The sequence below is a fragment of the Brachybacterium sp. P6-10-X1 genome (assembly GCF_001969445.1).
Taxonomy (GTDB): Bacteria; Actinomycetota; Actinomycetes; order Actinomycetales; family Dermabacteraceae; genus Brachybacterium.
The window spans coordinates 1043588-1060386 of record NZ_CP017297.1 but is presented as its reverse complement, the minus strand read 5'-3'; the positions used below and the strand labels follow the sequence as shown (position 1 = coordinate 1060386).

The following is a 16799-nucleotide window of genomic DNA, read 5'->3' as shown; positions in this document are numbered from 1 at the left end:
GTCGAGCGGCATCGGGATCATGGGGAGAGTCATCGCCATCCACCCAGCGTAGGCGGCGGGCGAGTGGGGCTGACCAGACACGGCGGTGGAGCCCTCGCGGAACCGCGTGACCGACATGACAGCAACAGTTCAACTAGATGCCTGTACGGAATTCCTGAAGGGTCCTAGAATGTTCACTGAGACGTTCCTGGCCGGAGAGCACCGTGTGGCGCCGACCAGAAGCAAGAGCTGACTGCAGGATTCCGTGTGCAGAGCGACGGCTGACGCCAGAGAGTCTCCCTTCTTTGTAGTCGCCTGTGATGCATCCGCATCACAGGGTGTATTCGTCATGCCTGAATGGAGTTCACGCACCATGAGCACGCCTCCTCCCTCGCCCGAAGCCACCGGGAACTCGACCCTGCCTCCTGCTCCCGGCTACGGTCAGCCCCCACAGGGCTATGCCCCTCAGCAGCCCAAGAAGAAGGGCCGCTTCGTGAAGTTCGGTCTTCTCGGATGCGGCGGCCTGATCGCCCTGGTCATCCTCATCGTGATCGTCGCCGTGATCGCATCGAGCGGTTCCACCTCCACTGACTCGGCTCCTGCGCAGGACGAGGTCGCCGCTGCGGCTGAAGACGCCCCCGCCGGGGAGGCGGCGGCCGAGGACGAGGCGGCCGAGGAGGAGGCGCCTGCTGAGGACGCCAAGTACTCTCTGACGATCTCGAGCGTCGAGCGTGCGACGGAGGTCGGTGACGAGTACTTCGGGTCGCAGGCGCAGGGCGAGTACGTGGTCATCAAGTACTCGTTCTCCAACACTTCCGGCGAGTCGGTCGATCTGTCTTCCAGCGAGATGACCCTCGTCGGCGCGAACGGCACGGAGTACAGCGAGTCGTCAGACGCGATGATGGCGTTCCCGGATGACTACGCGGTCTACGAGACGGTCAACCCCGGCAACACCTATGAGGGCGTTGTCGTGTACGACGTGCCTGCTGGCACGGACGTCACAACGCTGAGCTACCAGCCGATGTTCTCCTTCGACGGTCCGATCGAGGTCGCGATTCCCTGATCTTGGGTGCTCGACGAGGAAGGGCGGGGAGCCGGATGTCCGGTTCCCTGCCCTTCGTCCGTATCAGGTGGCCACGGTCGTCGCGATGACAGGGCGTACGCCGACAGGATCGTCGACGGGCCTTAGCGCAGGTGCAGCTCTTCCGCCGCGCAGGGATCCGCGTCGACGGCGGCCTCCCAGATCGTGATCCGGCCCTCGGCGGTCATGCTCAACGTGGCGCCGTGCTCGTCCTGGGTCTGCAGCACGGTGCGCGAGCCCTCCTCGGTGACCTCCTCGATCTCCTCGAACCCGTACCCGCTGAGCACCGAGTTCGCGGACTGCATGCGCTGGGTCCAGCCCTCGTCGTCGGCCGGTTCCGGCAGCGGCGTCTCGGGACTCCAGGTACCGGGCGTGAACAGACAGGCGTCCTCACCGGCCGTGACCTCGCGGGTATCGGGCGCGAGCGCCCAGGCGGTGCCGTCGACGGCGAGGGCCGCCTCGAGCTCGGTGACCAGATCGTCATAGTGCGCGGCCGCCTCGTCGGCCGGAACGGGAACCGTCCCGGTGCCGCAGGACCCCAGCGGGATCACCACGGCGAGCAGAGCCAGGGCGAGACGGTGCCGACGGCGCACGAGACGGCGCATGGGTCCTCCTGGACGATAGGTCCTTCTCCCTCGCGATTCCGTGCCGCAGGGCTGTTCAGCGGCCACCGTATCCGGCGACGGCGCTGCACTGTTCACGCCCCGAGCGTGGATTCCCGCACCACCAGCGAGCACGGCGATGTGACCACGCCCCTCTCGCGCTCGCCGTTCATCATGCGCAGCAGCGCCTGGGAGGCCATCCGTCCCAGCTCCCGGTACCGGTTGTCGACGGTGGACAGCTGCGGGGTGCACTGGGTCGCCAGCAGCTCCCAGTTGTCGTGGCTGACCACCGCCACGTCCTCGGGAACCCGCACGCCGGCGCGGGCCAGCGAATCCAGGGCGCCGCGGCCGATCTGGTCGTTGCCGCAGATCAGTCCGTTGAACTCGGTGCCGCTGGTCAGCAGGTCGCGCACGGCTCGTCGGCCCCAGGCCTCGGTCGGTGCTGCTGCCCACGCAGATGAACCCGTCCACCCCGCGTGCCATGAGCATCTGCGCTCGTGCACTGCCTGGAATCGGCAGATTTCGGAGACGATGTCGAGCAGGCCGTGATCGACGTGGATGCAGGGCTCACGGTGGCCGACGGCGAGGTGCTCGCGACGGTCGGTCGGCGCCGCACCTCGGACCGGCCCTGGGCCTACGGCGAGGACGCGGCCGATGGGGCGGACGTGGAGGACACCCGCCGGGTGACGCTGCAGCCCTACCGGGACTGGGGCGAGGGCGGCGCCGGGACGATGCGGGTGTTCATCCCCGTGACGTGAACCGCGGTGATCCGGGGTCGGCAGCACGCCTCACGCCAGCCCCGACCGGTACGCGAACACCACCAGCTGGGCCCGGTCCCGGGCCCCGAGCTTGATCATCGCCCGGCTCACGTGGGTGCGGGCGGTGGCGGGGCTGAGCACGAGGCGCTCGGCGATCTCCTGGTTCGACAGCCCCTCGGCGACCAGACCCACCACCTCTTTCTCCCGTGCCGTGAGCTCCGCGAGGCGCGGGTGCGGGGAGAGGGGACGGCGCTGCTCGGCGACGAATTCCGCGATCAGGGTGCGGGTCACGCTCGGGGCGAGCAGGGCCCCGCCGTCGACCACGGTGCGGATCGCCGCGATCAGCTCCACGGGCGGGGTGTCCTTGAGCAGGAAGCCGGAGGCCCCGGCATGCAGGGCCTCGAACACGTACTCGTCGCGCTCGAAGGTGGTCAGCACGATCACCCGCACCTCCGCGAGCTCGGGGCGGGCGATGATCCGCCTCGTCGCCTCGATCCCGTCGATGCCGGGCATGCGGATGTCCATCAGCACCACGTCCGGCACGGTCTGCACGGTCTCGGCGACGGCGGCCAGCCCGTCGGCCGCCTCCCCGGCGAGAGCGAAGCCGTCCTCGGCCTCCAGCAGGGTGCGCAGACCGAGCCGCACCAGATCCTGGTCGTCGGCCGCCAGCACACGGATCATCGCGGTCCTTCCCTCGGGTGCTCCCCAGTATCCGCGCGACGGCCCGCGCGTGCGTACGTCCGGGGACGCAGCTGCCCGTACGCGCGGGGGCCCGCGACCGCTGCCGGGCCACCGAGGCAGACTGTGTCCATGATCGAGCACCCCGGCCGGCCGCAGCTGCGGGACCTGTGGCTCGCCCTGCCCGTGGGCCTGCTGGTGCTCGGTACGCTGCCGGTCACCGGTCGGTGGGGCTCGGAGGGAGGGTCCGGCACCGGTGGCCCTGGCCCGGATGGCCCCGAGCACACGGCCGACGGGAGCGGCGGCCCCTGGACCTGGGACGCCGGGGAAGGACCGGATCTCACCGCATACCTCCTGGCGGTGCTCGCGGTGGCGGCGGTCGCCCTGCGGCGGTGGCCGCTGCTCGCCATCGGACTCTCGACCGGGGCGAGCACGCTCCACCTCGCCCTCGGCAATCCCTACGGTCCGATCCTGGTCACCGTCGCCATCACAGCGTTCTCGCTGGCTCGCCGGGTGGCGCTGCCGCGCTCGGGAGTCGCCGCCGGTCTCGGGATCCTCGTGCTGCTCGCCCACGGGCCGGTCAGCGTCACACCGCTGGATGGACTGCTGGAGGCACTGCCGCTGTCTGCCTGGGTGGTGGTGCCCTGGTGCATCGGCCTGGCCCGGCGCCAGGTGCTCGAAACCCGCAGCCGTCGGCGCGAGGCCGCGCAGCGCAGTGCGATGGATGCGGAGCGTCTGCGCCTGGCCTCCGAGGTGCACGACGTGGTGGGGCACGGGCTCGCCGCCATCCAGATGCAGGCCGACATCGCCCTGCACGTCGCGGAGCGTCGTCCCGCGCAGGCCCGTGAGGCGCTCGAGGTGATCAGCCGCGCCAGCGCCGAGGCGCTCGCCGAGTTGCGCACCACTCTCGCCGTGGTGAGCCCGCAGGCCACTTCGGCAGAGACGCATGCGCCGACCCCCGGGCTGGACCGACTCGAGGATCTGTGCACGCGGATGCGCGACGCGGGGGTCGACGTCGAGCTGGAGATCTCAGGAGCCCGGCGCGCCGTGCCCTCGGTGGTCGGCGTCGCCGTCTACCGGATCGTGCAGGAGTCGCTGACCAACGTGGTCAAGCATGCCGCGGAACCCCGGGCGCAGGTGCGCGTGGCCTACCTCGACGGCGCAGTAGAGCTCTCGGTGGTCAGCCCCGCGGAGCCGGGGGAGGAGGTGCGGGAGGGCTTCGGCATCGCCGGGATCCGGCGCCGTGCGGCCGATGTCGGCGGCACCGCGGAGGTCGAGACCGACGGCTCCCGGTTCCGGGTGCAGGCCGTGCTCCCGGCGTGACCGCGACTGCGCCCGGCGACGTAGCCGAGGTGCCGCCCACGGGCCGATGGAACCGGGGCCGGACGGGCGCAGAGTGGGGTCACCATCCATCGGAAGGATCACACCATGTTCATCGAGACCCTCACCCAGCTCACCGCCGGCGGCCCGGGCGGCGACGCCGCCTGGAACGGTCCGCACGTCTTCTTCCCGTTCTTCCCACTGCTGCTCCTGCTGCTGCTCGCCGCGTTCCTCATCACCGGCGCTGTCCGTCGTCGCCGCTGGTGGTCGGAGGGCCCGCGCCGCGACGCCGAATCGAAACTGGGCGAGCGCTACGCGGCCGGGGAGATCGACGAGGACGAGTTCCGCGCTCGCCGGGCGGTGCTGCGCGAGAAGAAGTGACTGATCGGCTTTCCCTGGTGCCACGGCACGGCGCCCTGGTCCTGATCTGATCAGGCGCCGTCGTCGATCAACAGGGGCAACAGGGCTCGCGTGGCTTCGTCGGCCGGGAAGAACGTCTCGATGGCGAGCTCGTCGGTCGTGATGTCGCGCGGGGACCCGAACACAGTGACGGCATAGAGCAGCGAAAGCTCACCGAGCGGAGTGCTCAGCCGCATGGGCATCACCAGATCATCGGCCTGCCCGTCATGGTCGACACCGGACTGGGGGATCGGGTACTGCTCGATCTCGGCGATCAGCGCCTCGAGGCCTGCATCGGCCGTGTGCTCGTGCTGACGCCTCGCGCGGCGGAGTGCATCGTCCCGCCACCGTGCCGGGTCATGCAGCTGCCCCAGCATCCCGTCCGGATGGAGGGTGGCGCGAAGGATGTTGAGCGGTGGACCGGCGATCGACCTCGGCAATCCCGACAACATGGTGGTCATGGCCCGATTGGAGGCGAGCACCTCCCAGCGCGCATTGACCGCGACAGCCGGATTGGGGTCATGCCCATCCAGCACCGCTTGGACGGCCTCGCGCACGGGGCCGAGGTCGTCCAGGGGACGTTCGGTGTGATCGGGAGCGAACCCTGCAGCGAGCAGCAGGGTATTGCGATCGCGAAGGGGAACCTCCAGCTCCGCGCACAGCCGGGCGACCATGAGGCGGCTCGGTGTCGCGCGCCCGGTCTCGAGGTAGCTCAGATGCCGGGTGGAGACCCCCGCCGCGACCGCGACGTCGAGCTGGGAGCGCCGTCGCCGACTGCGCCATCGGCGAATCAGGGTGCCGGCTGCAGCAGGGCTCACAGACATCCCGCGATACTACCCAGCGCGGAGCAGCTGCTCCATGACCTCGGAGGTTATCGACACGGCACACCAGCAACGGTGACCCTGGCGACACCGAGTCGAAGGAGACAGTCATGATTCTGATCGAGATCTCATGCCCCGTCGGACGATACGACGACACGGATCGCCGCGCCATCATCGAGCAGATCTGCTCGGTCGTCCTCACGGACGATCACGCGCCCCCGGAGACGATGCATCGCGCTCGCCAGATGGCCCACCTGGGCTTTCGTGACCTGACCGACTGGCATACCGGCGATGGGCCCGCGAATCCCGAGGAGGCCCCGCCGGTGATCGCGTCGGTCACGGTGCCGCGGGCATGGCAGGACGATATGGCGCGCCCCATGATCGGGGCCGTCAAAGCCGCCCTCCGGCGCGTCGATACGAGGCACGGCTGGCAGCGCGAGCCCGGGTCCTTGTGGGTGCTCATCAACGGGGTCCCCGACGGCAGCATCGGGATGGACGGAGCATCCTCCACGGCGGATGACGTCCTGGACGCGCTGATCTCCGACTACCGTGCCGCCGTCGAGAACGGTCGCAACGACCCCGTTCCCGACGGCCATCTCGTCGACCCGATCTGCGGAATGCTCGTGCGCCGAGGGCCGCGTGCTCTCACGATCGAGACGGACGGTGAGACGCTCGGGTTCTGCGCCCTGGGCTGTCGCGACGCGTATGCCCGACGGCACGCGCTCGCCTGACCCCTACCGAGACCGTCCCGCCCCGAACTGCGGGCGGCCGACGGGGCGCTGGCAGGTGCCCGTCACTGCGTCCGCAGGATCAGGGAGGGTGGTTTTCGATGTCGTTCCGGGCGTTCAGCGGTCCGGCCGACCCGTCGTGATCGCCGCGGTCGTGGCCGGGGCCGGCGCCCTCCTCGCCACCGCGCTGCCGACCCCGCCGCACATGCTCCGGACCGTGCAGGACGCTGGAAGACGGCTGTGATGACGTCCGTCAGCGGGCGCCGCCGGAGCAGGCGTGACGCGGTGCACACACCTGATTGACGGTGAAACGGCGTCGTTCGTCGGACGCCCTCCGTAATCTTCTCATGAAGGCCTCAACCGGCAGCTTTTCCCCCTCCGATCACGGATCGGATGCCGATGCTCCTCGCAGACTCTGCGCCATGGAGCTCACGCACCCCGCAGCGGGCCTGACCTCTCAGCAGTAGCCCTGGCACCCCTGTGCCCAGGGAACGACGTCTCGCCCTCAGAATGGAGTGCACTTGTGAACAGCACCTCGCCCTCGCCCCGGGATCCGGGTTCCTCGGATCTGCCGTCCGCACCGAACTTCGGTGCCGCCCCGTATGGCGCCGCGAACAGCGGCGCCACCCCGTACGGCACCTCGAACAGCGGCGCTCCCGGTGTCCCGCCGACCCCTCCCGCCAAGAGCGGCAAGAAGAAGGGCCTGATCGCCGCCGGCTGCGGGTGCATCCTCCTTCTCGTCCTCCTGGTCGGCGGCTGCTCCGTGGTGGCCTTCTCCGGTGGCGACGACGACGCGACGTCGTCCAGGACCGCAACCGCCGAACCGGCCGAGATCGACGAGGAGGCCGGCGCCGCCGAGGATGCCCCGGCTGAGGAGCCCGCAGAGGAGAAGCCCACCGCCGCGGACGAACCGGCCGAGGAGGAGGCCCCGGCCGCAGAGGTTCCCGCCTCCGAGGAGGCTCCGGCCGAGGGCGAGGTCCCCGCCGAGTACACCTCCGCGCTGAACAGCGCCCAGAGCTACTCGGACATGATGCACATGTCGAAGAAGGGTCTGTTCGACCAGCTGACCTCGGAGTATGCCGACCAGTTCTCCGATGAGGCCGCCCAGTACGCCGTCGACAACGTCGATGCAGACTGGAACGAGAACGCACTCGCGTCGGCCGAGAGCTACTCGGACACGATGCATATGTCCAAGGCAGGCATCTACGACCAGCTCACCTCCGAGTACGGCGAGCAGTTCACTGCCGAGCAGGCGCAGTACGCGATCGACACCATCGAGGCGGACTGGAACGCGAACGCTCTGGCCAGTGCCACGTCCTACCGCGACACGATGGACATGTCCCCGGAGGCCATCCGGGACCAGCTGTCCTCCGAGTACGGGGACCAGTTCACCCAGGAGCAGGCCGATTACGCCGTCGAGAACCTCGAGGGCTGACGGCTCTCACCCGAGTCCGCGACGGGGCGTCCACCGCACGGTGGGCGCCCCGTCGCGCCGTGCACCAGGCGATCACCAGGCAAGGCCCAGTCGCTGAGGCCCGCCTCGGCGCTCAGCGAGAACCGAACCCTTCGGTGCCGACGAATTCCGCCACTGCCTCCGTGATCTGCAGAGTCATGGCCGCGTCGGAGATCAGTGGCGTGCCGTCCCCGTCCTGGGTCCCGTAGTCGCCGAAGCTGGCGTGGCTCGCCCCGTCGATCTCGATCATCTCCGCGTCCGCGGGGAGCTTCTCGCGAGCATCGGCGATCTTGGCCGGTGTGGACAGACCGTCCTCGCTGCCGGCCAGGCTCAGCACAGGCAAGCCCGAATCAGGCAGATCGTTCGAGCAGTAGGAGCCGAACAGGACCAGTGCGTCGGCCTCGGGCGCGAGCTGGCAGGCCCGCACGCCGCCCAGGGAGTGCCCGCCGACCATCCAGGACCCGACCTCGGGTGCCTTCTGGGTGAAGGTCTCCAGGCCGCGCCGATCCAGCAGTGCCAGGCGCAGCCACGGCTTCACGATCACCACCGTCATGGCCTGCTCCGTCACGAACGGTGCCAGGCGGGCTGCATATGCTTCCGGCTCCACCTTCGCCCCGGGGTAGAAAACCAGCCCGAGCGGGGTGGGGTCCGTATCGGCCGGTTGCAGCACCATCGCGCTCGAGGTCTCCGCGACCTCGATCTCCGGATCCTGCAGGACCGTGCGCAGCGGGTCCTCCTCGGCCTCCATCACCCCGATCCGGCTCCAGACCACGAGGCCGATCACCGCGACCAGCACGAGCACGAGCAGCGCGACCAGCAGACGGAGGGTCCAGGCGCGAAGACGGTGAGGAGCAGCCACGGGAGCACGGTAGCCGCTCCCGCAGCGGCCCGCGCCCCACCTCCGACGCCACACCGGCCTTCCCTCGACCACGTCCCGGCGCAGGCCCTGATCACCCTGCTCCGAGGGGCACCCTGACCGACGGTCCCCTCCCAGGGCACCCCTGGGCGGGGCCGACGACGCCCACGGGACGCTGATCCGGGTGATCATGGAGCGCACGTGAACATCCACCACCGGACCCCGGAGGACACGTGATCGTGCAGACCCGACTCTGCCTCGAGGACCTCGCCGTCGGCGACGAGGTCCGCAGCGGTGAGCATGCCCTGGACGAGACGCGGATCATCGAGGACGCCCGTCGCTTCGACCCGCAGCCCGTCCACCTCGACGCCTCCGGGGCGGAATCGTCCTTCGTCGGGGGACTCGCCGTGGCGCTGCGTCGAGGGGCGGACGCATGACTCTCGCCGACCTGCTCGCCGCCCTGAACACCGGCGAGCGCATCCCCTCGGACTCCCCGCTGCACACCGTGATGCACGAGGCCAGCCAGGAGGCGCTGCGCATCACCGGCGAGCTGAACGGCAGGTATCACGAGCCCGCCCGGGTGCGAGAGCTGCTCAGTGAGCTGACCGGGACGGAGATCGACCAGACGGTCACCCTGTTCCCGCCCCTGACCTCCGACTTCGGCAAGAACATCCACCTCGGCCGATGCGTGTTCCTCAACGCCGGCTGCCGGTTCCAGGACCAGGGCGGGATCGAGATCGGCGACGATTGCCTCATCGGGCACAACACTCTCATCGCCACGCTCGACCACGACCTCGCCCCCAGCCGTCGCGGCGACATGCACCCCGGTCGCGTGGTGATCGGCCGCAACGTCTGGATCGGCGCGAACGCCACCATCCTGCCCGGCGTCACCATCGGCGATGATGCCGTCGTCGCCGCGGCCTCCGTCGTCACCAAGGACGTGCCCGCCAGGACGCTCGTCGTCGGCTCCCCGGCGCGGGTCGTGCGCGCCATCGAGGACTGATCACCCCCTCGCCCGCTCAGCTCATCCGCTGCCGGTACTGCCGCGGCGCCATCCCGCAGGCCGCGCTCACGTGCGCGTAGAAGCTGCTGAGCGAGCCGAAGCCGCTGCGTTCTGCGACCTCCGGCATCGCCGCCGACGTGGTCATCAGCAGGCGCTGCGCCTCGGCCACCCGGCACATCGTGAGGTACTCGCCGATCGTGGCACCCACCGTCCGACGGAACACGGTCATCGCGTGCGAGGGCGTCAGGTGCGCCGCGGCGGAGACGTCCTCGATGCGCAGCGGCTCGCGGAAGCGCTCGATGACGAACTGGGCCATGGTCATGGTGTGGGCGATGGAGTCCTCCGGCATTCGCCGGGCACCGTCGGCCCGGAACGTTCCCTCATCGACCTCGGCGAAGGGGGAGCGGACCGGGCCGTCGGCCAGGGCGGCCCGCAGGGCGCGGCGCACCGTCGCCCGGATCTCCAGCAGCACCAGGGCCGAGGTCTCGTCGTCCTGGTACTCCGCCAGCCACGACGGCATCATCGATTCGATGCGTGCGCGCACCAGCTCCGAGTCGGTCACCAGCGGCTGCGGGCGCAGCAGCGCACTGATCTCCGCCTCCGGCAGGTTCCAGCCCAGCAACGTCGAGATCGGCACGTGCATCCAGCACACGTCCCCGGCGCGGGAGTCGACCAGGCCGTGGGGCTGCGCTGCCCAGAACAGGGCGATCTGGCCCTCGCGCACCACGAACGGACGCCCGGCGAACACATATCGCAGCTCACCGCGCAGCACCGCATTGATCTCGAGATCGTCATGGCGATGCATCGACTGCATCTGCGGCGGATCCCCGCGACGGCACCACAGCGCGGGCGCCATCGTCTCGACCTCGGGCGGGGCCGGCGGCGACTGAGGCAGCGGCGTCATCGGCTCAGCGTAAGCCCATATCGAAGGATCCTGGACGGAGAGCGCAGAATCGGGCGAGACCTCCGCCCTGAGGCGTCCTTAGCGTGGAGCCATGAGCTCCACGCGTTTCCTCTCCCACCCCAAGATCACCATCATCGGAGCCGGCGGCTTCGTGTTCCCCTTCCGACTGATCGGCGACATCCTCAGCTTCCCCGCTCTGCGCGAGGCGACGCTGACCCTGATGGACATCAACCCCGACAAGCTCGGCCCGGTCGCGAGCGCGACCCGGGAGCTCGTCGACCACCACGGGTTCCCGGTCACCGTCGAGGAGACCACCGACCGCCGTGCGGCGCTGGACGGCGCCGACGCCGTCATCATCACCTTCCAGGTGGGCGGGGTCGAGTCCTACGCGCACGACGTCAAGATTCCCCGGACGTACGGGATCGACCAAGCCGTCGGCGACACCGTCGGCCCCGGAGGCGTGTTCCGCTTCCTGCGCTCGGTCGCCTCCTACGACGCGATCATCGACGACGCCCTCGAGGTGTGCCCGCGCGCCCAGTTCATCAACTACGCCAACCCCATGGCGATGGCCACCGCGTACCTCAACGCCCGAGGGCTGTCCTGCGTGGGCCTGTGCCACAGCGTCCAGGGCACCACCCGCATGCTCGCCCGCAGCCTGGACGTCCCCTACGACGAGGTGCGCTACCGCTGCGCCGGCATCAACCACCAGGCCTGGGTGCTGGAGTTCTCCCGCGGCAGGGAGGACCTCTACCCCCGGTTGCGCGAGGTCATGGCCGAGCGCCACCAGCGCGGCCGCGGCGGCGCCGACCTCGCCGGGGACGATGGGGACCACAGCGAGGCGGCCGAGGCGGCCAGCACCTACGAGGGCGGCAACGAGCAGGTGCGCACCGCGCTGATGAACACCTTCGGCTACTTCGAGACCGAATCCAGCCACCACGCCTCGGAGTACCTGCCCTATTTCCGCAAGACCCCGGAGCTGACCGAGGAGTACATCCCCGAGCGCTGGGACTACTACGAGATCTGCGCCGCGCACGATGACCAGGGCGACATCGACACCCAGTTGCAGCGGCTGAAGGACGAGCTCGCGCCCTCCGTCGAGTACGGCGCGATGATCGTGAACTCGATCGTCACCGGCACGCCGTCGGTCGTGCACGGCAACGTGCCCAACGGCGGTGCACTGATCACCAACCTCCCGGACGACGCCTGCGTCGAGGTGCCGTGCCTGGTCGACGCCAGCGGCGTCCAGCCCACTGCGATCGGAGAGCTGCCGCTGCAGCTGGCCGCCCTGAACCGCACCAACGTCAACGTCCAGACGCTCGCCGTCCAGGCCGCCCTGACCGGCAACCGCGAGAACGTCTTCCACGCCGTGGCGATGGACCCGCTGACCGCCGCCCAGGTGACTCTCGAGGACGCCCGCGCCATGACCGAGGAGCTGTTCGCCGCACATCGTGAGCTGCTGCCGGAGAGCCTACGGAGCTGAGGCCGAACCGTCTGCGCTGCTCAAAGGAGAGTGACCGCATGAGAAACCCGTTCGTCGGACGCCGCCAGATCCTCGCGGTCGCCGGGATCTCGGCAGCTGGCGCTCTCGCCGCTTGTCACGGCGAGAGCACCGAGACCCAGCACCTGCGCTTGTCGTCCTGGAACATCCCAACCGATTTGGTCTCCTACCAAGAGATCGCCGACGAATTCGTCGCCGACCATCCGGGAACGTCCGTGTCGGTCGAGGTGACGACGGGGCAGTTCCACCAGTGGTTCATCACCCGGCTTGCAGCGGACCTCGCTCCGGACATCATCCGCATCACACCGCAACAGATCGGTCGATACGCGGCGAACGGGAGTCTCGTCGACATCAGCGACACCGTCCCAGCCGATTATCCGGCGGACTGGAGCGACCCCTTCTGGGCGATAGGCCAACGCGAGGACGGTCTGTTCGGAATCTTCCAGCACACCGACACCTTCATCACCTTCTACGACAAGAAGATCATGAGTCAGGTCGGAGTGGAGCCTCCTCAGAGGCTCGAGGATGCGTGGAGATGGGACGAGTTCCTCGATATCGCGCAGGAAGTAAAGAAGGCGACGGGTCATTACGCCTTCTCCTACGGATGGAGCGGACCTGACACCGCTTACCGATGGATGCCGATCGTCTACCAGAACGGTGGAACATTCCTCGGAGAGGACGGGCGGACCCCGTCCATGGACAGCGAGGAGGCGATCAACGCGCTGGAGTTCGGTCGTCGGTGGTACACGGATGGCCTCGTCAGCCGTAGCAACATGAGCAAGTCCGGCGGCGGGCACGTCGACTTCGACCTGTTTAACACCGGGCAGGTGGGAATGGCTCTGACCAATCCCGAGGCCATCGCCTCCTTCGATGAGGCCCGCCCGGGGGAATGGGGCGTCGCGCCGATGATCCGCAACAGCGCGGAGGCCTCCGACCTCGGAGGGAACGCGCTCGCGGTCACGAAGTCGTCGAAGCATCCCGAGCTCGCCGCCGAACTGGTCACGTATCTGACCAGTCGACGGAACATCCGGAGCTTCTGCCATGACGGCAACTGGATCCCGTCGCGGAGCTCGTTGACCGCCGAGGACATCGGGTACGCGGACCACGGAGAGGTGATGCAGCTGTTCATCGATCAGGGCGGCACGATTCCGTTGTCCATGGTCAAAGCGCAGTCCGGGGAGTTCTTCAGCTCTCTGAACGCCGTGTTCGCGGACTACTTGGATCTTTGCTTGCTTGGCGAGCTGACTCCGCAGGAGGCGTCCCAGCAGATGATGGAGGCGATGCTCAGTGTCACGTCTCGCTGAAGCCCCTGCACGCGCACGACAGCGCACGGGACGCCGAATCACTCCCTACATCTTCGTCGGCCCCGCAGCGTTGCTCTTCCTGACCTTCTCGCTGGTTCCGATCATCATCGCGATCACTCTCAGCTTCCAGGACACGCAGACATTGGGCGACGGGGACTGGGTGGGACTGCAGAACTTCCAGGAGCTCGGCTCGGACAACCTCTTCCGCACCGCTCTGGTCAACACTCTCGTCTTCGCTGTCGGCACGGTCCCGACGTCGATGGCGATCGGCCTCGCGCTCGCGGTGGCGCTCAACCGACCGCTGCCGGGCAGAGGCGTGCTCAGAGCTCTCTTCTTCGTCCCGATGGTGGCCGCCGGCGTCGTGGTCGGCGTCATCATGTCGTGGATCTTCAACACGGATTACGGTGTCGCGAACAATGCCCTGGTGGTCCTCGGGCTGGGCCGGGTGCCTTGGCTGACCTCGCCGAGCATGGCGATGTTCACGCTGATCATCGTGGTCGTCTGGACGCGAATCGGATTCTGCATGGTCATCTATCTCGGCGCCCTGCAGTCCGTGCCAAGTGAGATCATCGAGGCCGCATCGATCGACGGGGCCGGGCCCTGGGCCCGTTTCCGCCGCATCTCGTTCCCGATGCTCGCTCCGACGACCTCGATCCTTCTGATCTTGAATGTTGTGTTCTCCCTGCAGGCCTTCGACATCATCTACGTGTTGACGGGAGGCGGGCCAGGGTTCTCCACCACGGTGCTCATCCAGTATGTCTTTCGCGCCGCTTTCCAGGACGCACAGATGGGGTACGCGGCCGCCCTCGGACTCGTCCTCGTCGCGATCCTGCTGCTGTTCACGCTGCTGCGGCAGCGTGCCTCGAAGAGAGCGGAGAGCTACCTATGAGCACAATCGCCCGCACCAACCACGTCACGTCACGCCCCGCAACGGTCCCGCCGCGGAGATGGCTCCTGGTTGCCGTCCTCGCGTTGCTCGCGATTCTCATGGTCTTTCCCCTGTATTGGATGGTCGTCTCCGCGCTGACTCCGGGCGGACAATCGCAGAGTTCCGAGTTCTACTTGTGGCCGAAGGCGCCGACCATGGGAAACTTTACGGAGGTGTTCACCACTCAGCCCGTCTGGCGATGGATCTGGAACTCCCTGTTCATCTCGGTCATCACAACGGCAATCTCCGTGGTGGTGTCTCTCGGAGCTGGCTATGCGCTGGCCAAGTAACGCTTCGCCGGGCGTGGCCTGGTGTACGCGGCGTTCATGGTCACGATCATGATTCCGATCCAGGTCACGATCGTCCCGTCGTTCCTGGTGGTCGCACAGATCGGCCTTGTCGACTCCCCGTGGGCGGTCATACTCCCCACGGCCTTCGACGTGGTCGGCATCTTCATCGCGCGGCAGTTCATGCTGGGCGTGCCGGACGCGCTGGTCGAAGCTGCCCGAGTGGACGGTGCCGGCGAGTTCCGTGCCTTCTTCTCGGTGGTCCTGCCCACCTGCGGTCCGCTGGTCGGGGTGCTCGTCATCCTCGCCTTCATGGCGCGCTGGAATGATTTCCTCTGGCCGATGGTGGTCCTGCAGGGAGCGGAGAACCTCACCGTGCCCGTGGGTCTGTCAACCCTGACCAGCAACCCCGCCTTTGCCTCTCCATGGGGTGCCGTGATGGCGGTCGCAACGATCACCGTGCTACCAATCCTGGTCGTGTTCCTCGTTTTCCAGAAGCAGTTCGTCCAAGGGATCTCCAGCACCGGGATCAAGTGAGCCGGGCTAGGGTCGGAACCGTACGACGCAGCCCGAGGTCCTCGGAGGAATCATGGCACCGTGGCTCCTGGCCCTGTTCGCCGGCCTGATCGCCGGCGGCGCTTTGCTGCTGGGCAGCGCGATCGCCTGGTTCGTGAAGGTCCCCGCGACCGTCGTCGCCGGGATCATGGCCTTCGGCGCCGGGGTGCTGATCTCCGCGCTGACGCTCGAGCTCGTCTCCGATGCCATGGACCAGGGCGGTCTGGCCGCCACCGGCGGCGGCTTCCTCGCCGGAGCGGTGATCTACGTCGGGCTGAACATCCTGCTCTCCCGCTTCGGGGCTCGCCACCGCAAACGCTCCGGTGACCAGCAGCCCCGGGCCGATGAGCAGTCCGGCAGCGGGGGAGCGATCGCGATCGGCGCCCTGCTGGACGGGGTCCCGGAATCGATGGTGCTCGGGCTCAGCGTGCTCGCCGGCCCCGGTCTCAGCATCCCGATGTTCGCAGCCGTGTTCATCTCGAACGTGCCCGAGGGGCTCTCCAGCAGCGCCGGCTGGAAGCGCGCCGGCCGCAGCCGCACCTACGTGTTCGGGATCTGGGGCGCGATCGCCCTGGCCTCCGGGGTGGCGGCGCTGGCTGGATACGTGATGCTGGACGGGGCCTCGCCGACTGCTCTCGCCGCCGTCAATGCACTGGCCGCCGGGGCGATCCTCGCCATGATCACCGACACGATGATCCCCGAGGCCTTCGCGAAGGACTCGCTGTACACCGGCTTGCTCGCGACCTTGGGTTTCCTCGCCGCGCTGAGCCTGCACGCGATGGGATGACGTCGCGCGACAGCACGTGAACCGGCTGCACCTCGACGTTATGGCCCAGGATCCCCTCGCCGAGCAGCATTGGTCGATCGGTCTCGGCGCGACGGCGGTGCGGTGGGACGATGACGGGTGGCTGGTCATGGCCGACCCGGAGGACGACGAGTTCTGTCGGATGGACCAGGGCATCGCCGCCGGGACGAGGTGCGTCGCGTCGGGCCGGCGCACGTCCGGCGAGGAGCGCTCTCACGTCGGTGCGCCGAGCCCCGTTCCCAGGCCGGCCCGGGGCCGTGTAGCGTGGTGCCAGCGTCGCGTGTCGGTGGCAGTCCTGTCAGACATGGAGGCGCCGGACCTCGAAGGAGGACGACGATGACTGCGTCGCTCCCTTCGCCCTCTCGTGACTGAGGGCGAGAACGCCAGGTTGACCGCCTGGAGCCGAGAACTGCGCGCCGTCCACGAGCGGCTGTGAGAAGCCCTGCGCGTGACACGCGCCGCGTTCGATGGCGGTGTGCCCACGGAACGGGCCACCCGAGATCTTCTGCTGTACTGCCACGGCTTCTGCACGGCCCTGACCGATCACCACGTCGGCGAGGACCGTCTCCTGTTCCCCGCGATCGCCGCGGCCCATCCCGAGCTGCGCGAGACCCTGCGCTCCCTGGTGCAGGACCATTCGATGATCTCCCATCTGGTCGGCGCCCTGCAGGCCGCCACGCAGAGAGCAGCATCGCGCGCGGAGATCGACCAGCACCTCGAGGGGATCGCGGCGATCATGGAGAGCCACTTCGCCTACGAGGAACGTCAACTGCTCTCCGTGCTGGATACCCTCGCGCTGACGGCCGATCCATACGACGTGCTGGGGCCACTATGACTCCC

General features: G+C 68.6%; 22 protein-coding genes. 16 read left to right on the top strand and 6 right to left on the bottom strand.

All coding sequences use genetic code 11. From position 1 onward, the window contains the following. The first annotated feature begins 352 nt into the window (after positions 1 to 352). On the top strand, positions 353 to 1042 hold the full coding sequence (locus BH708_RS04825; RefSeq protein WP_076807047.1) for a DUF4352 domain-containing protein: 690 nt from the start codon (positions 353 to 355) through the stop codon (positions 1040 to 1042). A gap of 122 nt (positions 1043 to 1164) precedes the next feature. Here the strand turns inward: BH708_RS04825 and BH708_RS04820 are convergent, their stop codons facing one another. Further along, positions 1165 to 1665 carry a hypothetical protein gene (locus BH708_RS04820; protein ID WP_076807045.1) on the bottom strand — a complete coding sequence of 167 codons (501 nt, stop codon included), beginning with the start codon at positions 1663 to 1665 and terminating at the stop codon, positions 1165 to 1167. A 92-nt stretch (positions 1666 to 1757) separates the two neighbouring features. Beyond that, positions 1758 to 2165 (bottom strand): substrate-binding domain-containing protein, encoded by a 408-nt coding sequence (locus BH708_RS19970; protein ID WP_076807043.1) that lies wholly within the window; start codon positions 2163 to 2165, stop codon positions 1758 to 1760. Here BH708_RS19970 and BH708_RS19965 point away from each other — a divergent pair. Beyond that, on the top strand, positions 2160 to 2420 hold the full coding sequence (locus BH708_RS19965; RefSeq protein ID WP_076807041.1) for a hypothetical protein: 261 nt from the start codon (positions 2160 to 2162) through the stop codon (positions 2418 to 2420). The genes BH708_RS19970 and BH708_RS19965 overlap by 6 nt on opposite strands. Positions 2421 to 2450: 30 nt before the next feature. On the opposite strand, the gene BH708_RS04805 is transcribed toward BH708_RS19965, so the two are convergent. Continuing rightward, entirely contained in the window at positions 2451 to 3101 is a 651-nt protein-coding gene (locus BH708_RS04805; RefSeq protein ID WP_076807039.1) for a response regulator transcription factor, read from the bottom strand. Positions 3102 to 3230: 129 nt separating this feature from the next. Between BH708_RS04805 and BH708_RS04800 the strand changes: the two genes are divergently transcribed. Both BH708_RS04800 and BH708_RS04795 read left to right on the top strand, forming a co-directional pair. Further along, the gene (locus BH708_RS04800; RefSeq protein ID WP_157235751.1) at positions 3231 to 4421 is read left to right on the top strand and encodes a sensor histidine kinase; all 1191 of its coding nucleotides are present in this window, start codon (positions 3231 to 3233) and stop codon (positions 4419 to 4421) included. Between the two features lie 105 nt (positions 4422 to 4526). Then, positions 4527 to 4799: an SHOCT domain-containing protein gene (locus tag BH708_RS04795; RefSeq protein ID WP_076807035.1), complete on the top strand. Its 273-nt coding sequence runs from the start codon at positions 4527 to 4529 to the stop codon at positions 4797 to 4799. A gap of 50 nt (positions 4800 to 4849) precedes the next feature. On the opposite strand, the gene BH708_RS04790 is transcribed toward BH708_RS04795, so the two are convergent. Beyond that, positions 4850 to 5641, bottom strand: coding sequence for a helix-turn-helix transcriptional regulator (locus BH708_RS04790; protein ID WP_076807034.1), 792 nt, complete (start codon positions 5639 to 5641; stop codon positions 4850 to 4852). Between the two features lie 107 nt (positions 5642 to 5748). On the opposite strand from BH708_RS04790, the gene BH708_RS04785 reads away from it, so the two are divergent. Together BH708_RS04785 and BH708_RS04780 are read left to right on the top strand one after the other, a co-directional pair. Beyond that, positions 5749 to 6369, top strand: coding sequence for a hypothetical protein (locus BH708_RS04785; RefSeq protein WP_076807032.1), 621 nt, complete (start codon positions 5749 to 5751; stop codon positions 6367 to 6369). A 520-nt stretch (positions 6370 to 6889) separates the two neighbouring features. Further along, positions 6890 to 7801: an Ltp family lipoprotein gene (locus BH708_RS04780; RefSeq protein ID WP_076807030.1), complete on the top strand. Its 912-nt coding sequence runs from the start codon at positions 6890 to 6892 to the stop codon at positions 7799 to 7801. A 112-nt stretch (positions 7802 to 7913) separates the two neighbouring features. Here the strand turns inward: BH708_RS04780 and BH708_RS04775 are convergent, their stop codons facing one another. Further along, positions 7914 to 8678: an alpha/beta hydrolase gene (locus tag BH708_RS04775; RefSeq protein ID WP_076807028.1), complete on the bottom strand. Its 765-nt coding sequence runs from the start codon at positions 8676 to 8678 to the stop codon at positions 7914 to 7916. Between the two features lie 236 nt (positions 8679 to 8914). Between BH708_RS04775 and BH708_RS04770 the strand changes: the two genes are divergently transcribed. Together BH708_RS04770 and BH708_RS04765 are read left to right on the top strand one after the other, a co-directional pair. Next, positions 8915 to 9112: a hypothetical protein gene (locus BH708_RS04770; protein WP_157235748.1), complete on the top strand. Its 198-nt coding sequence runs from the start codon at positions 8915 to 8917 to the stop codon at positions 9110 to 9112. Beyond that, entirely contained in the window at positions 9109 to 9678 is a 570-nt protein-coding gene (locus BH708_RS04765; RefSeq protein ID WP_076807025.1) for a DapH/DapD/GlmU-related protein, read from the top strand. Before BH708_RS04770 ends, BH708_RS04765 begins: the two co-directional genes overlap by 4 nt. Before the next feature lie 16 nt (positions 9679 to 9694). Here the strand turns inward: BH708_RS04765 and BH708_RS04760 are convergent, their stop codons facing one another. Then, positions 9695 to 10582 (bottom strand): helix-turn-helix domain-containing protein, encoded by an 888-nt coding sequence (locus BH708_RS04760; protein WP_076807023.1) that lies wholly within the window; start codon positions 10580 to 10582, stop codon positions 9695 to 9697. Between the two features lie 91 nt (positions 10583 to 10673). Between BH708_RS04760 and melA the strand changes: the two genes are divergently transcribed. The 8 genes from melA (at position 10674) to BH708_RS04725 (ending at position 16794) form a co-directional block, all read left to right on the top strand. Next, entirely contained in the window at positions 10674 to 12062 is a 1389-nt protein-coding gene (gene melA / locus BH708_RS04755; RefSeq protein ID WP_076807022.1) for an alpha-galactosidase, read from the top strand. Between the two features lie 149 nt (positions 12063 to 12211). Beyond that, positions 12212 to 13384, top strand: a complete 1173-nt coding sequence (locus BH708_RS04750; protein WP_253705476.1) for a sugar ABC transporter substrate-binding protein — start codon at positions 12212 to 12214, stop codon at positions 13382 to 13384. Next, entirely contained in the window at positions 13368 to 14273 is a 906-nt protein-coding gene (locus tag BH708_RS04745; protein WP_076807019.1) for a carbohydrate ABC transporter permease, read from the top strand. The genes BH708_RS04750 and BH708_RS04745 overlap by 17 nt, the downstream gene beginning before the upstream one ends. Continuing rightward, positions 14270 to 14602 carry a hypothetical protein gene (locus BH708_RS20265; protein ID WP_253705475.1) on the top strand — a complete coding sequence of 111 codons (333 nt, stop codon included), beginning with the start codon at positions 14270 to 14272 and terminating at the stop codon, positions 14600 to 14602. Before BH708_RS04745 ends, BH708_RS20265 begins: the two co-directional genes overlap by 4 nt. A gap of 21 nt (positions 14603 to 14623) precedes the next feature. Next, positions 14624 to 15136 carry a carbohydrate ABC transporter permease gene (locus BH708_RS20260; RefSeq protein ID WP_256386309.1) on the top strand — a complete coding sequence of 171 codons (513 nt, stop codon included), beginning with the start codon at positions 14624 to 14626 and terminating at the stop codon, positions 15134 to 15136. A gap of 52 nt (positions 15137 to 15188) precedes the next feature. Continuing rightward, positions 15189 to 15941: a ZIP family metal transporter gene (locus tag BH708_RS04735; RefSeq protein WP_076807017.1), complete on the top strand. Its 753-nt coding sequence runs from the start codon at positions 15189 to 15191 to the stop codon at positions 15939 to 15941. Between the two features lie 16 nt (positions 15942 to 15957). Continuing rightward, on the top strand, positions 15958 to 16299 hold the full coding sequence (locus tag BH708_RS19960; protein ID WP_076807016.1) for a VOC family protein: 342 nt from the start codon (positions 15958 to 15960) through the stop codon (positions 16297 to 16299). Positions 16300 to 16434: 135 nt separating this feature from the next. Further along, complete coding sequence (locus BH708_RS04725) at positions 16435 to 16794, top strand: hemerythrin domain-containing protein (RefSeq protein WP_253705473.1); 360 nt, start codon at positions 16435 to 16437, stop codon at positions 16792 to 16794. Positions 16795 to 16799 lie beyond the last annotated feature (5 nt).

What these genes read in the sequence shown, in the direction of transcription:
- BH708_RS04825 (WP_076807047.1), top strand. Translation starts at nt 353, where the DNA reads ATGAGCACGCCTCCTCCCTCGCCCGAAGCCACCGGGAACTCGACCCTG.
- BH708_RS04820 (WP_076807045.1), bottom strand. Translation starts at nt 1,665, where the DNA reads ATGCGCCGTCTCGTGCGCCGTCGGCACCGTCTCGCCCTGGCTCTGCTC.
- BH708_RS04805 (WP_076807039.1), bottom strand. Translation starts at nt 3,101, where the DNA reads ATGATCCGTGTGCTGGCGGCCGACGACCAGGATCTGGTGCGGCTCGGT.
- BH708_RS04800 (WP_157235751.1), top strand. Translation starts at nt 3,231, where the DNA reads ATGATCGAGCACCCCGGCCGGCCGCAGCTGCGGGACCTGTGGCTCGCC.
- BH708_RS04795 (WP_076807035.1), top strand. Translation starts at nt 4,527, where the DNA reads ATGTTCATCGAGACCCTCACCCAGCTCACCGCCGGCGGCCCGGGCGGC.
- BH708_RS04790 (WP_076807034.1), bottom strand. Translation starts at nt 5,641, where the DNA reads ATGTCTGTGAGCCCTGCTGCAGCCGGCACCCTGATTCGCCGATGGCGC.
- BH708_RS04785 (WP_076807032.1), top strand. Translation starts at nt 5,749, where the DNA reads ATGATTCTGATCGAGATCTCATGCCCCGTCGGACGATACGACGACACG.
- BH708_RS04765 (WP_076807025.1), top strand. Translation starts at nt 9,109, where the DNA reads ATGACTCTCGCCGACCTGCTCGCCGCCCTGAACACCGGCGAGCGCATC.
- BH708_RS04760 (WP_076807023.1), bottom strand. Translation starts at nt 10,582, where the DNA reads ATGACGCCGCTGCCTCAGTCGCCGCCGGCCCCGCCCGAGGTCGAGACG.
- melA (WP_076807022.1), top strand. Translation starts at nt 10,674, where the DNA reads ATGAGCTCCACGCGTTTCCTCTCCCACCCCAAGATCACCATCATCGGA.
- BH708_RS20265 (WP_253705475.1), top strand. Translation starts at nt 14,270, where the DNA reads ATGAGCACAATCGCCCGCACCAACCACGTCACGTCACGCCCCGCAACG.
- BH708_RS04735 (WP_076807017.1), top strand. Translation starts at nt 15,189, where the DNA reads ATGGCACCGTGGCTCCTGGCCCTGTTCGCCGGCCTGATCGCCGGCGGC.